Origin of the sequence: Paenarthrobacter sp. (assembly GCF_031180005.1) — a bacterium.
Lineage (GTDB): Bacteria > Actinomycetota > Actinomycetes > Actinomycetales > Micrococcaceae > Arthrobacter.
This window is the reverse complement of record NZ_JAPSHI010000012.1, coordinates 25,098-38,296: the sequence shown is the minus strand read 5'-3', so window position 1 is coordinate 38,296 and position 13,199 is coordinate 25,098. Positions and strand designations below refer to the sequence as shown.

The following is a 13,199-nucleotide window of genomic DNA, read 5'->3' as shown; positions in this document are numbered from 1 at the left end:
GGGATCCCTGCTTAGCCGCGTTCGATGTTGCTGAGCTCCCGAAGAACCCCAACCTTGCCGTCGGTGTCCTGGACCAGGAATTCATGGCCCCGGTCCTCCAACGCCAGGACCCATCCGCCGGGTTCGATGGTGAAGGCCGGAGTGCCGGTGTGTTCGTCGTACGCAGTCCGGGGCTGGGCAACAGCGAACCAGAAGGCCTCATACTGGGGCGCATCGGATTCTTCCGGACGGCTTGCTGGGTCCACGGTTGCGCCGATCGAGTCGCTGACCCTGCGTGTGTCACCGGAGACGATGGGGGTGGCCATGGTGGCAGCCCACGGTTGCTGCGCTGCCGGCTGCGCAGCGTGCTGTGTGGTGGCTGGCTGCGCAGCGTGCTGTGTGGTGGCTGGCTGCGCAGCGTGCTGGGTAGTGGCAGATTGCGCAGCGTGCTGGGTGGTGGCTGGCTCAGACGCCGAAGCCGGGGCCGATATCGGAGCGTCCTTCGCGCCCGACGCTCCAGCAGGCTCTCCGCTCTCAGGCGAAGACGCGGCGGGAGAAGCACCTGCACCGGACGGCGTAGGAGCGGCGGGAGTAGTGGCAACGGCACCGACTGCAGGGCTGGTTATTGCAGGGCCAGTACCCTCTGCGGGCTTGGCGTCAGCGGCATGCACGACGGCGGGGGTTTCGGTTGCGGAGGACGGTGTTGTTCCGTAGCTGGCCGGCGGAGCAAAGGGGCTGGAGCCTGCCGCAGAACCGGCATGCGGAGCGCCCGCGCCAAGAGCGCCCGCTCCGGGAGCACCAGTGGAGGCTGCGGCGGCCGCTGTACCAGAAACGTGGGCTGCCGGAGCCTGGTAACCGGGCGTCGATCCTTGAAATCCCGTGGTTGAGCCGGTTGTGGTGGACGTCTTCGTCGCTTTGGGGGCCTTCGGCGCTTTCGGGGCGGACGGCTTGCGGCTGGGCAAAGCTGCCTCGCGTGCAACAACGTGCGCCGCCGTCTCAGCACGGCCCTTGAAATCAGCCGAAAGCCACGGAAGGTGTGGAGCCAGAACCGTTGCAGCCAGCAGGCCTACAGAACCGACCAAACCCAGCAGGACGCTGCCATTGAACGAGTTGGCAATAGTGAGGAAGAACAAAGGGAAGGCGAAGGAGGCCGTGACGGACGCGAACTGGTCGACGGACAGCGAGCCCACGCGGACGATTGTTCCCGGCTGCAGCCTGCGGGCCACGAAGAGCGCCACCACAACCAGCGGCAGGATGATGCCCAGCAACAGGAAGAACAGGTTTCCGAGGTTCCAGAGGTTATAGCGCGCCCCAAACATTGGCAGGAGCGACGCTACGAACATCAGGAGCGTGGAGCCGAAAACAGTCAGGTCCCGGATGGTGAATGGCCCGGCGACAGCGTCATACTTGGCAGCGTCGTTCTTAGCTGCAGCATTGCCACCTGCAGCGGTGGCCGTTCCAGCCGTGGTGTCCGGTCCCGTCGGCTGTGAGTCGTGCGGGCCTGGGCTCAGCTGGTTCATCTATTTCTCCTTCGTACGGCGGCGCCTTGGACAGTCCGGCCCGGCGAGTTCCTCGGGGATCCCGCGGAGAACCGGACACGCCAGAAGTGCGTCCCAAGACTCCTTCAGCCTATGCCACCCCACTGACAGGGTTCTAGCTGAAAACGGTCATCCAGCTTCGCCCACAGCAAACTCCAAGGTTCCTTACAGAGAGAAGCCAACACTTGCTGCGCCGGCAGCGGCGGGCGGGGTCGCCGTCGTCGTCATGTAAACGGTTCCCGACCACTCCACCAGCCATTCGTCGCTAAATTCGCGCCGCTCACTGCCGCATTTGTGACGACGCACACGCTGGACTTCTCAAAGCGATAGTGTTGATGCCGGACAGCACTCTGCGGACCCTTGAGGAACGCGCCTGACGCCGACGACGGCCCGGGCGGGAACCTCACGGCAGGATCCGCGCAGCAAAGATCGATGAATGATGAGGTTCACCATGTCCCAGGACACCACCGGATCCACGGCCACCGCTGCAGCTTCAACGGCTCAGAACGGCCCAGCCGCACACGTTGAGGCGCTTGAAAACCTCCTCCACGAGAACCGCAAGTTCGCGCCGTCGGCAGAGTTCGCCGCCAACGCCGTCACAAGCGCTGACGCCTACAAAGAAGCAGACGCGGACCGTCCCGCGTTCTGGGCCAAGCAGGCCCGCGAGCTGCTGACCTGGAACACGGACTTCACCGAGGCCTTGGATTGGTCCAACCCGCCGTTCGCCAAGTGGTTCGTCGGCGGTGAAGTCAACGCTGCCTATAACGCACTGGATCGCCATGTGGAAAACGGCCTTGGCGACCGTGTGGCCATCTACTTCGAAGGCGAGCCCGGCGACACCCGCACCTACACGTACGCGCAGCTGACCGAAGAGGTCAAGAAGGCCGCAAACGCCTTCGAGTCACTCGGCGTCGCCAAGGGTGACCGCGTGGCCGTCTACCTTCCCATGATCCCCGAGGCCGTCATCACGCTCCTTGCCTGTGCAAGGATCGGCGCCGTGCACTCCGTGGTGTTCGGCGGGTTCTCCGCAGACGCCCTCCGCTCCAGGATCGAGGACGCCGAAGCCAAACTCGTGGTCACCGCCGACGGCACCTACCGCCGCGGCAAGCCGAGCGCGCTGAAGCCGGCCGTGGACGAAGCCCTTTCCAAAGAGGGCCACACTGTCCAGAACGTTGTTGTGGTCAAGCGCAACGGCGAGGACGTCAACTGGGTGGAAGGCCGCGACCTCTGGTGGAGCGAGACGGTAGATAAGGCATCAACCGAGCACACCGCCGTCGGGCATGACTCCGAACACCCGCTGTTCATCCTCTACACCTCCGGCACCACCGGTAAGCCCAAGGGCATCCTGCACACCACCGGCGGCTACCTCACGCAGGCCGCGTACACGCACAAAGCCGTATTCGACCTCCACCCCGAAACGGACGTGTACTGGTGCACGGCCGACGTCGGATGGGTCACCGGCCACTCGTACGTCACCTACGCTCCGCTCATCAACGGCGCCACGCAGGTCATGTACGAAGGAACCCCGGACTCCCCGCACCAGGGCCGCTGGTGGGAAATCGTGGAGAAGTACAAAGTCTCCATCCTCTACACAGCTCCCACTGCCATCCGGACGTTCATGAAGTGGGGTCGGGACATCCCGGACAAGTACGACCTCTCCTCCATCCGTGTCCTGGGCTCCGTGGGCGAATCCATCAACCCCGAAGCGTGGATGTGGTACCGCGACGTCATCGGCGCCAACGCCGGCAAGAACGGCGAAAAGAAGGAACACCCCGCCCCGATCGTGGACACCTGGTGGCAGACCGAGACCGGCGCGCAGATGATCGCCCCGCTGCCCGGTGTGACCGCCACCAAGCCCGGCTCCGCGCAGGTTCCGCTGCCCGGCATCGCCGTGGACGTCGTGGACGAAAACGGTCAGTCGGTGGCCAACGGCGAAGGCGGGTACCTGGTGGTCCGCGAACCATGGCCCTCCATGCTCCGCGGCATCTGGGGCGATCCCGAGCGTTTCAAGGACACCTACTGGTCACGTTTCGAGGCCATGTACTTCGCTGGAGACGGCGCCAAGAAGGACGAAGACGGCGACGTCTGGCTCCTGGGCCGGGTTGACGACGTCATGAACGTCTCCGGCCACCGCCTCTCCACCACGGAGATCGAGTCCGCGTTGGTCTCGCACCCGTCCGTCGCTGAAGCGGCCGTGGTTGGGGCCGCTGACGAGACCACCGGACAGGCCGTGGTCGCGTTCGTCATCCTCCGCGGCGACGCCGTGAACAACGGCGACGAAACCGTCTTGGAGCTCCGTAACCACGTGGGCAAGGAAATCGGCCCGATCGCCAAGCCCAAGCAGCTGCTGATCGTTCCGGAACTGCCCAAGACGCGTTCCGGCAAGATCGTCCGCCGTCTCCTCAAGGACATCGCGGAAGGCCGCGACACCGGCGACGCCACCACCTTGGCAGACCCAGGCATCATGACCCAGATCGCGGAGTCCCTCCGTAAGTAAGTAGTTCACGACGGCGCCGCTCACCTCTTAAGGCGAGCAGCGCCGTCGTGCGTTAAGCCGTCCTCCGCAGCGGACTTACGTGACGTCGTGCGCTGGGCCTGCCGTGCTCTGGAAGCGTCCCGCCCTAGACTGGAGCCAGACTCAGCCCCATGTTCGACGAGGTTCCCCAGAAAGGCCCTGATGCTTCAGGCAGCACGCCACTCCGCTATTATCGACGCCGTCCAGCGGGAACGTGTGGTGCGGGTCTCGGACCTCGCGCAACTACTCGGGGTCTCCCCCATGACCGTGCGCCGCGACATCGAAGCCCTTGAGGAAGCCGGCCGCGTTGAGCGCATCCATGGCGGAGCCAAACTTCCAGGCGATGCGAGCACCCACGAGCCCGGCTTCGAACTCAAGTCCACGCAGCTGCCCGCGGAGAAACACGCCATCGCTGTGGAGGCCGCTTCCCTTGTCCAGGAAGGCATGGCCATCGGCCTCGGCGCCGGAACCACCACCTGGGCCTTGGCAAAGGAACTCGTCAACGGGCCCCGCATCACCGTGGTCACCAACTCCGTCCGCATCGCAGATCTGTTCCATCACGGCTCCTCATCCGGGCCGGCACGCTTCGGGTCCACAGTGATTTTGATCGGCGGCGAGCGGACGCCGTCGGACGCCCTGGTTGGGCCGATAGCAACATCCTCGCTGAAGCAGCTTCACCTGGACGTCCTGTTCCTTGGTGTCCACGGCATGGATGCCCAGGCCGGTTTCACAACGCCCAACCTCCTGGAAGCGGAAACCAACCGCGCCTTCATGGCGTCCGCCCGGAGCACCGTTGTTCTGGCCGATCACAGCAAGTGGGGCGTGGTGGGCATAGCCTCGATCGCCCAACTGGAGGAGGCTGACGAACTGATCACGGACTCACTGCTGGGTGAAGACGCCCGGCGCGTCCTGGCCGAGAATGTCGCGAAGCTCCGGATCGCCGAGGCCTAACCCATGTAGGTAGCAGTTGACGTCGTTCTGAGAGCTCAAAACGACGTCAACTGCTACCTAGTTGGGTCTCATACCTCGGGTGGAGGCCGGCCCGCAGAGTTCAGCCGCGGGACTGACGCCCCAGGATAGGGGCCGCAGGGATGCTGGTTATATGAACGCCATCCTCCACGCCCAGCAGCTCACCAAGCACTATCCCGGCAGCATCGCTTTGGACCACGTCGACTTCACAGCAAACTCCGGCGAGTCCATTGCGATCATTGGACCATCTGGTTCCGGTAAGACCACCCTTTTGCACTGCCTCGCCGGAATATTGGCGCCCGACGCCGGTGCCATCACCTTGAACACGCCGTCCTCACCCCTGCGGCTGGACACCTTGGGAGATGCTGCGCTGTCCCGACTGCGGCGCGAGGAGTTCGGCTTCGTCTTCCAGCAAGGCATGCTGCTGCCGGAGCTCACTGCCTTGGAAAACGTCGCCTTGGCCCTGATGCTCAACGGCACGGACCGCAGCACTTCGGAGTCCAGAGCCGCAGAATGGCTTGGGGCTTTGGGCCTTGCGGGGATGGAACAACGCCGTTTAGGCGAGCTTTCCGGTGGACAGGTGCAACGCGTTGCTATCGCCCGCGCCCAGGTCACGGGCGCCCGGGTTGTCTTCGCGGACGAGCCCACCGGCGCTTTGGATTCGGCAACGTCCAAGGAAGTCCTGGACGTGCTTCTCCATTCAGTAGCTGCCAATGGCCGGACGCTCCTGGTGGTCACCCACGATCCCACAGTTGCTGCCCGTTGTCAGCGGGTTGTGGAGTTGCGTGACGGCAGGATCGTGGCAGATAGCGGCAGCCCTTCACCGGCTCCCCCGCGGCTTGCGCCAGCCACCGCCAACTTCAAGGGTGCCTTCAATGTCTAGTCTGTCCATGGCCCTGCGCCTCACCCCGTATCTCGCCCGGAGCAACGGAAGCAGCTTCCGTGAAACCGGTCTTCGCGACGCTGGGCTTCCTATCCTGGCCTTCGGGACGGTCACCGCCCTGCTGCTCACCGTGGCCGGAGGTTCACAGGTCTTCTGGTCCTGGTCCGACGACATCGCAAGCACCTACCAAGCCTTGGCCGTCGTCGCCATGGTCTTGCTCATCATCCCGTTACTGACGCTCGGCGCCTCGGCCGCCCGACTCGCCGCCCGCCGTCGTGATGACCGATTGGCTTCCCTGCGGTTGCTCGGAGCCAACAGCGGGACAGTGGTGTGGATGACCGTCATAGAGTCCACCGTCCTCGCTGCCGTAGGAGCTTTGGCGGGTGCGGGGCTCTATGCCTGCACGGCGCCGTTCCTGGGGCTGATCCAGTTCCGCGGCCAAGCAATCGGGAGCCACGCCTGGCTGTCAGTGCCGTCCATCCTCGGCTGCGTTCTGGCCGTCTGTGTCCTTGCCGCGGCGAGCGCCGCATTGGGGCTCCGGAAGGTTATGGTGACACCGTTGGGTGTCCGGACCCGGCAAACGGCCGACGGCGCGCACTGGGTTCGCGGACTCATCGCGGCTGCGGTGGTGGTTGTGGGAGTGGTGGCGATGGGGATGCTCAGCAGCTTCGGTGCGTTCATTGTGATCGTTGCCGTGATGGGCGGTTGCTTCGGACTGGCGCTGCTGGCCTTGAACCTCATGGGACCGTGGATCCTGCGATTGCGGGCGTTGTCCCAGCTCAAGCACGCCAAACGACCCGAGCAACTGCTGGCCGCGCGGACGGTACTGGAAAGCCCCAAGGAATCGTGGCGACAAGTCGGGGGCGTGGCGATGACCAGTTTTGTGGGGGTATTCGTGGGTGTCGGCATGGCTGTGGCTGATTCCATGGGCACCAACGGTGACACTGAAGCCACGCTGCTTGTCCGGGACATCAACACCGGCGTGATGATCACGCTGCTGGGCTCGTTCCTGATGGTTGCCTGTTCTGCTGGGGTGAACCAGGCTGCTGCCGTACTGGACCGGGCTTCCACGCTGGTGGCACTGGACCGGGTTGGGATGCCACGGAAGCTCATGGTGGCAGCGCGGGTCAAAGCCGTGATGTCGCCGCTGTTCCTGGTGGCGGGCATTTCAGCTGCCGCAGCTGCCGTCCTGGTCCTGCCGCTCACGGGTGCTGCGCTGCTGACCCAGCCCGTGGTGATCCTGACCATCGGCGGGGTGTTCGCCGCCGGCTTCCTGCTGGTCCGGCTGGCCGTGGCCGCGGGAACGGCTCAGATCAGCCAGGTGTTGGCCCGCCCCGAACGCTACGCGAGCATGGACTCCTAAGCCGGCCAGCCGCCGTCGTAATCCCAGCCCCTCGAGGCGGCCTTTAATGACGATATTTCCCACAAACATTGGTATTACATGCCATCTCGGCGGGGCTATTTGCGGCCCGCGGGCTATTTGCAGCCGCAGGACTGCCGGATGATCAGCTCGGTGGGCAGGATCTGATGTTGCAGTTCATCTCCGCGGCCCTTTCCTACCAGTGCCTGTACGGCGGCTTCGGCCATCGCTTTGACAGGCTGGGCAACAGTCGTCAGTGCGGGCCAACTGTATTCGGCGTCCAGGGAGCCATCGAAGGACACCAGCGCAAGGTCCTCGGGCACCCGAACGCCGGCCTCATGCAGGGCCCGGAGGATGCCGATGGCCTGCATGTCGTTGCTGGCGAAGATCGCGCTTGGACGGTTGGACATCGAGAGGAAGCGCTTGCCTACCTCGTAGCCGCCCGGACGGCTAAAGGGACCGTGCAGCATGGGCCCTTCCGGCAGCCCGGCATCCCGCAAGCTGGCCAGCCACCCCACCTCGCGCCCATCCAGTTGATTGCCCGTATTAGTGCCGATTGCCAGGCCAATATTCGTATGCCCGTGACCAATGAGATGTTCCACGGCAGCACGCGCACCGGCTTGGAGGTCAACGCCCACGCTGCTAAGTCCCGGGGGCGACCCTGCATTGTTCAGGAGCACCGACGGAATCTCCGAAGCCTCCAGTTCGGTGACATCGGGGTCGAACACACAGCTGGCCAAAAATACACCGTCCACCTGGCGGGCGGCCAACGTGCGGATGTTCTTGCGTTCGCGCGTCAGGCTTCCGTCCGAGTTGGTGAGCACCATGCCGAAGCCAAGTTCCGCTGCGGCGTCTTCCACAGCGTGGGCCAGCTGCGTGAAAAACGGGTTGGTGTTATCCGGAACCACCACGCCAATGGTCTCGCTGGATCCCAGCTTCAGGGCCCGGGCGGCGGCGTTGGGCCGGTAACCGAGAACGCGGATGGCGTCGCGAACCTTGGCTTCCGTCGCCGGGGCAACGTTCTTGGGTCCACCGTTCACCACATAACTCACGACGGCGGTACTCACCCCGGCGTACCGGGCCACGTCTTTGCGTGTAACCGGGCCGCGCGAGGTTTGTACCGCCGAAGTTGTCATGAGGTAAATGCTAGCTACTCCACAGGAGCATCACCGAAGTCGCGGATGGGAAGGCGCTCCCCGCCACGAAGCGCAGACTCGTGGGCTACGATTCCCGGCAACGTGAACCGGGCCGCCACCCAGGCGTTTACCGGAGGAAGGCTGCGGTTATTCACGGCCGTGACGAAGTCGTCCACCGGGAACTGATGACTTCCTTCGTGCCCGTTTGGCGCTCCCAGGAACTCTTGGGGAAGCCTGGACTGGTCGTGTACTGGAGCCAGCCCCGAGATGAAGGCATCCCGCAGCTCAGGGGCCACGTCGGCCAGCGAGGGGTCATTCAAGGACATGGTTGGCTTGGTTTCCACCTGCCCGGACACGTCTTCCACGGTGGACTTGTCCTGCCACACGGTGGTGGTGGCAAGTTGCTCGAAGCTGGCATCGGTGCCAAAGAAACGGAACCGGGACTCGCGAATATGCGACGGGTACCCTACGCGGCGCATCTCATTGGTGCGCATCGCGCCGCCGTCGTTCATTTCAAAGAGCGCCGTGGCATTCGAGAAGTCGTTGGCGAACATGCTGACGTCCTTGTCGAAGACGCCATCGCCACGCTGGTCCTTCACGCCGATGCAGCTGACGCTGACCGCATGTCCGGGGACGGCGCCCAGGACGCCGCCGATCGCGTGGGTTGGGTAGAGCATGGGCGGGTAGCTGGCGGTTTCCTTCCACTGCTCTCCGCCGCTGTACTGATAAGCCTCATAGAACCCGAGATCCATGTCGTGGACGTAGTCGCCCTCGGTGTAGAAGATGCGGCCAAACTTGCCGGCCGCATGTTGCTGCCGGGCGAAGACCGTTGCGGGGTTGTAGTAGCTGGTCTCGCCCATCGCGTAGACCAACTTGGTCTCACGCACGGCCTCGATAATCCGTTCAATTTCGTCTTCAGAGATTGCCATGGGCACGGCTGAATATACGTGCTTTCCAGCACGCAGCGCGCGCTCGACCAGCGGCCCGTGCGTCCACCGCTGCGTGAAGATGGCGACAGCATCGACGTCGGACTTCAACAGCTCCTCAAAGCTGCCCATCACGCCATCCAGCCCCCAGCGTTCCTGCGCAGCAATAGCCCGCTCGGGAAGTTCGTCGATTGCATAGACCGCACTGACGCCGGGGTGGAGTTTGAACAAATGGGCGAATTGGCTGCCGAACTGCCCGGCACCCACAACACCGATCGAAAACGTCATTGTCTGCCTTCCCTGGGGCTGCCGAAGCAGCCGCCGCTGTGTCCTCATGTGGTTTCCCGTCGAGTCTTGCATCGGGATCTACTCGAGTCAACAGAAGCAACAAATTTGAACATTTACCACCAAAAAATTGCGAAAGCTCTTGCGTCGCCCGAATCTACTCGTGTAGATTCGCATCCAGTTGTTACTCACATCACAGCAAGGAAAGGGTCAACGATGACCACGCTAACCAAGCAACCGGATCCGGGGCTCTCCGCCAGGGCGCCGCGGAAGTCACGGAAGCGGGGAAAACCATCCGACGGGTTCCGCGGCATCGGGGACCTGAAGGTCGCTCTCTTCTTCATCGCTCCGGCGATGGTCGGTTTGATCCTCTTCTACCTCGTCCCGACCATCCGGGGCATCTATCTCAGCTTCACCGAGTACAGCATCCTGGGCGACCCTGAATGGATTGGCGCACAGAACTACGAACGCATCGCCAAGGACCCGCTGTTCTGGAACGCCTTGGGCGTCACCGCGGAATACGTGCTGATCAACATTGTCCTCCAGACTGCATTGGCCCTGGGCCTTGCAATCCTGATGCACCGCGTCGCAAAGTCGACCCTCATCCGCGGTGCGCTTCTGATGCCCTATCTGATGGCGAACGTCATCGCGGCTCTGCTGTGGTTCTGGATGCTTGACTACCAGATCGGCATTATCAACCAGATCATCGAATGGACCGGACTGCCCCGGGTAGCCTTCTTCGGCAGCGAGCAATGGGCCATCCCCACCCAGGCACTCATCAATACTTGGCGACACATGGGCTACACAGCGCTTCTGATCTTCGCCGGACTCCAGGCCATCCCGAATAGCGTCTACGAGGCCGCCAGCATCGACGGTTCCAAGGCCGTGAGCACTTTCTGGCGGATCACCCTGCCACTGCTGCGACCGGTCCTGGTACTGGTCCTCGTAGTGACCGTGATCGGTTCCTTCCAGGTCTTTGACACCGTTGCCGTCACCACCGCCGGCGGACCTGTCAACGCGACCCGTGTGCTGCAGTTCTACATTTACCAGCGCGCCTTCAACGAACAGGACTTCGGCTATGGATCCGCCCTGGCTGTCATCCTCTTCCTCATCCTCGCCATTGTCGCTTTCATCCAGATGAAATTCCTCCGCGGCAACCAGTCGGACCTGGACTAAGGACACGCCATGACCATTCTTACCTCGCCCAGGAACGCTGGCCGCCGTCGCCCACTGAGCCGTCCCTTCAACTGGCGCCGCGCCATCGCCCTGACCCTCCTCACCCTGGCCATCGCGGTGAGCATCCTGCCCTTCTACTGGGTGCTGCGCACAGCCCTGTCCTCCAACGGCTCCCTCGCCGCGAACTCCGCCAACCTGCTGCCGGCCGACTTTAACCTGGGCGCGTTCAAGCGTGTCTTCGGCCTCCAGAGTGCCTCCGAAGCCATCGCAGAAGGCGGCTCGGGCGCTTCGATCAACTTCTGGCAGTACCTCTGGAACTCGCTGCTCTTCTCCGGCATCACTACAGCCTGCGCGGTGTTCTTCAGCTCAATGGCCGCCTATGCGTTCTCCCGGCTGCGATGGAAAGGCCGCGACGCGGTCTTCTCCCTGTTCCTTGCCACCATGCTCGTGCCGCCGATCTTCACCGCCCTGCCCAATTTCCTGCTGATCAAGAACCTGGGCCTGCTGAATTCCATGCTCGGACTCGTGCTGCCTTACCTGTTCATGACCCCGTTCGCGATCTTCTTCATGCGCCAGTTCTTCCTGAATATGTCCAGGGAAGTTGAAGAAGCTGCAATGCTCGACGGCGCCAAGCACTGGCGGATCTTCTTCCAGATCATCATGCCCAACGCCGCTGCCCCGATCGCGACCTTGGCGTTACTGACCTTCATGGGTCAGTGGAACGAATACTTCTGGCCCCTGCTCGTAGGCACCTCCGAGGAATCCCGGGTACTCACGGTGGGACTGGGAGTCTTCAAATCCCAGTCCCCGCAAGGGGCACCGGACTGGTCCGGGCTCATGGCCGCAACGCTCGTGTCCGCCACGCCCGTGTTGATCCTCTTCGCCATCTTCGGCAAACGAATCGTCAACTCCATCGGCTTCAACGGCACCAAATAGCTTTCTTCACCTCCCTCCCGCGGAAACCGGCATGTGCCGGCACGCACCCCATCCCGTCCTGAAAGGACCAACCATGATGAACAAGAAGGCAATAGGCGCCGTCGCCGTCGCAGCAGCCGCTGTCCTCGCTCTGTCCGCCTGCTCTGGAGGCTCCTCCGAGGGGAGTGCCGGAGGAGACGCTGCCACGGGCGAGATCAGCTACTGGCTCTGGGACGCCAACCAGCTCCCCGCCTACCAGCAGTGCGCCACAGACTTCACCAAGGCCAACCCGGACATCACCGTCAAGATCACCCAGACCGGTTGGGACGACTACTGGTCCAAGCTCACCAACGGCATGGCCTCCGGCACCGCACCGGACGTCTTCACGGACCACCTGTCCAAGTACCCCGACTTCCTCAAGACCAAGCAGCTGGTGCCCCTTGACGACAGCATCACGGTTGACGTTTCCCAGTACAACGAAGGCCTCGCGGACCTCTGGGTGGGCCAGGATGGCAAGCGCTACGGCCTGCCCAAAGACTGGGACACCGTCGCACTGTTCTACAACCAGAAGATGGCCACCGACGCCGGCATCACCCCTGAACAAATGGGCTCCCTGACCTGGAACCCGCAGGACGGCGGAACGTACGAGAAGGCAATCGCCCGACTCACTGTGGACAAGAACGGCAAACGCGGCGACGAAGCAGGCTTCGACAAGAACAATGTTGCCGTCTACGGATTGGGACTGCCGGGCTCCGATGCTGAGAACGCCGGCCAGACGCAGTGGAGCTACCTGTCCGCCACCACTGGCTGGACCACCACAGACAAGAACCCCTGGGGCACCCACTTCAACTACGACGACAAGAAGCTCCAGGACACCATCGACTGGTGGGCCTCGCTCGCCGTGAAGGGCTACATGCCCAAACTCGAAACCACCGTTGGCGCCAACGCCGCCGACAACTTCGGCGCAGGCAAGGCCGCCATCAACAGCAATGGTTCCTGGATGATCGGCCAGTACACCGGCTACAAGGGCATCGACGTCGGCATCGCCCCCACACCCCAGGGGCCCGAAGGCAAGCGCGCCTCCATGTTCAATGGCCTGGCCGATTCAGTTTGGGCCGGCACCAAGAAGAAGGACGCCGCCATTAAGTGGGTCGAGTACCTCGGCTCCTCAGCCTGCCAGGACGTCGTGGCCTCCAAGGCCGTCGTGTTCCCGGCCATCACCACTTCCTCCGAGAAGGCCGCCGATGCCTTCAAGGCCAAGAATGTGGACGTCAGCGCCTTCACCCAGCACGTGACGGACAAGACCACCTTCATGCTGCCGATCACCGACAACGCTTCCAAGGTTGCTGGAATCATGAAGCCGGCAGTGGACGCGGTGATCGCCGGCAAGTCTCCGGCCAGTTCGCTGACAGCCGCCAACGAACAGGTCAACGCACTCTTCGCGAAGTAACAACCCTCCCGTAGCACCCCCACCCGTTGTGGGGCCCGCTCTGCGCGCCATTTCCTTCGCGAAGTGC

At 63.3% G+C, this 13,199-nt stretch carries 10 protein-coding genes; 7 read left to right on the top strand and 3 right to left on the bottom strand.

Going from position 1 to position 13,199, the window contains the following annotated elements:
* Positions 1–11: 11 nt before the first annotated feature.
* On the bottom strand, positions 12–1,499 hold the full coding sequence (locus RIF72_RS10700; protein WP_309074788.1) for a hypothetical protein: 1,488 nt from the start codon (positions 1,497–1,499) through the stop codon (positions 12–14).
* Positions 1,500–1,968: 469 nt separating this feature from the next.
* Between RIF72_RS10700 and acs the strand changes: the two genes are divergently transcribed.
* From acs to RIF72_RS10680, 4 genes are all read left to right on the top strand, one after another.
* Positions 1,969–4,014, top strand: a complete 2,046-nt coding sequence (gene acs, locus RIF72_RS10695; protein WP_309074887.1) for an acetate--CoA ligase — start codon at positions 1,969–1,971, stop codon at positions 4,012–4,014.
* Between the two features lie 180 nt (positions 4,015–4,194).
* Complete coding sequence (locus tag RIF72_RS10690; RefSeq protein ID WP_309074787.1) at positions 4,195–4,983, top strand: DeoR/GlpR family DNA-binding transcription regulator; 789 nt, start codon at positions 4,195–4,197, stop codon at positions 4,981–4,983.
* A gap of 151 nt (positions 4,984–5,134) precedes the next feature.
* Positions 5,135–5,884, top strand: a complete 750-nt coding sequence (locus RIF72_RS10685; RefSeq protein ID WP_309074786.1) for an ABC transporter ATP-binding protein — start codon at positions 5,135–5,137, stop codon at positions 5,882–5,884.
* A gap of 7 nt (positions 5,885–5,891) precedes the next feature.
* Positions 5,892–7,247, top strand: coding sequence for an FtsX-like permease family protein (locus RIF72_RS10680; protein WP_375164216.1), 1,356 nt, complete (start codon positions 5,892–5,894; stop codon positions 7,245–7,247).
* Positions 7,248–7,360: 113 nt separating this feature from the next.
* On the opposite strand, the gene RIF72_RS10675 is transcribed toward RIF72_RS10680, so the two are convergent.
* Both RIF72_RS10675 and RIF72_RS10670 read right to left on the bottom strand, forming a co-directional pair.
* Positions 7,361–8,380 carry a LacI family DNA-binding transcriptional regulator gene (locus RIF72_RS10675; protein ID WP_309074784.1) on the bottom strand — a complete coding sequence of 340 codons (1,020 nt, stop codon included), beginning with the start codon at positions 8,378–8,380 and terminating at the stop codon, positions 7,361–7,363.
* Between the two features lie 14 nt (positions 8,381–8,394).
* The gene (locus tag RIF72_RS10670) at positions 8,395–9,594 is read right to left on the bottom strand and encodes a Gfo/Idh/MocA family oxidoreductase (protein WP_309074783.1); all 1,200 of its coding nucleotides are present in this window, start codon (positions 9,592–9,594) and stop codon (positions 8,395–8,397) included.
* A 213-nt stretch (positions 9,595–9,807) separates the two neighbouring features.
* Here RIF72_RS10670 and RIF72_RS10665 point away from each other — a divergent pair, with 213 nt between their 5' ends.
* The 3 genes from RIF72_RS10665 to RIF72_RS10655 all read left to right on the top strand — a co-directional run bounded on the left by RIF72_RS10665 (position 9,808) and on the right by RIF72_RS10655 (position 13,132).
* Complete coding sequence (locus RIF72_RS10665) at positions 9,808–10,767, top strand: sugar ABC transporter permease (RefSeq protein ID WP_309074782.1); 960 nt, start codon at positions 9,808–9,810, stop codon at positions 10,765–10,767.
* Between the two features lie 9 nt (positions 10,768–10,776).
* On the top strand, positions 10,777–11,703 hold the full coding sequence (locus RIF72_RS10660) for a carbohydrate ABC transporter permease (RefSeq protein ID WP_309074781.1): 927 nt from the start codon (positions 10,777–10,779) through the stop codon (positions 11,701–11,703).
* A 73-nt stretch (positions 11,704–11,776) separates the two neighbouring features.
* Positions 11,777–13,132 (top strand): sugar ABC transporter substrate-binding protein, encoded by a 1,356-nt coding sequence (locus RIF72_RS10655; RefSeq protein ID WP_309074780.1) that lies wholly within the window; start codon positions 11,777–11,779, stop codon positions 13,130–13,132.
* The last annotated feature ends 67 nt before the right edge of the window (positions 13,133–13,199 follow it).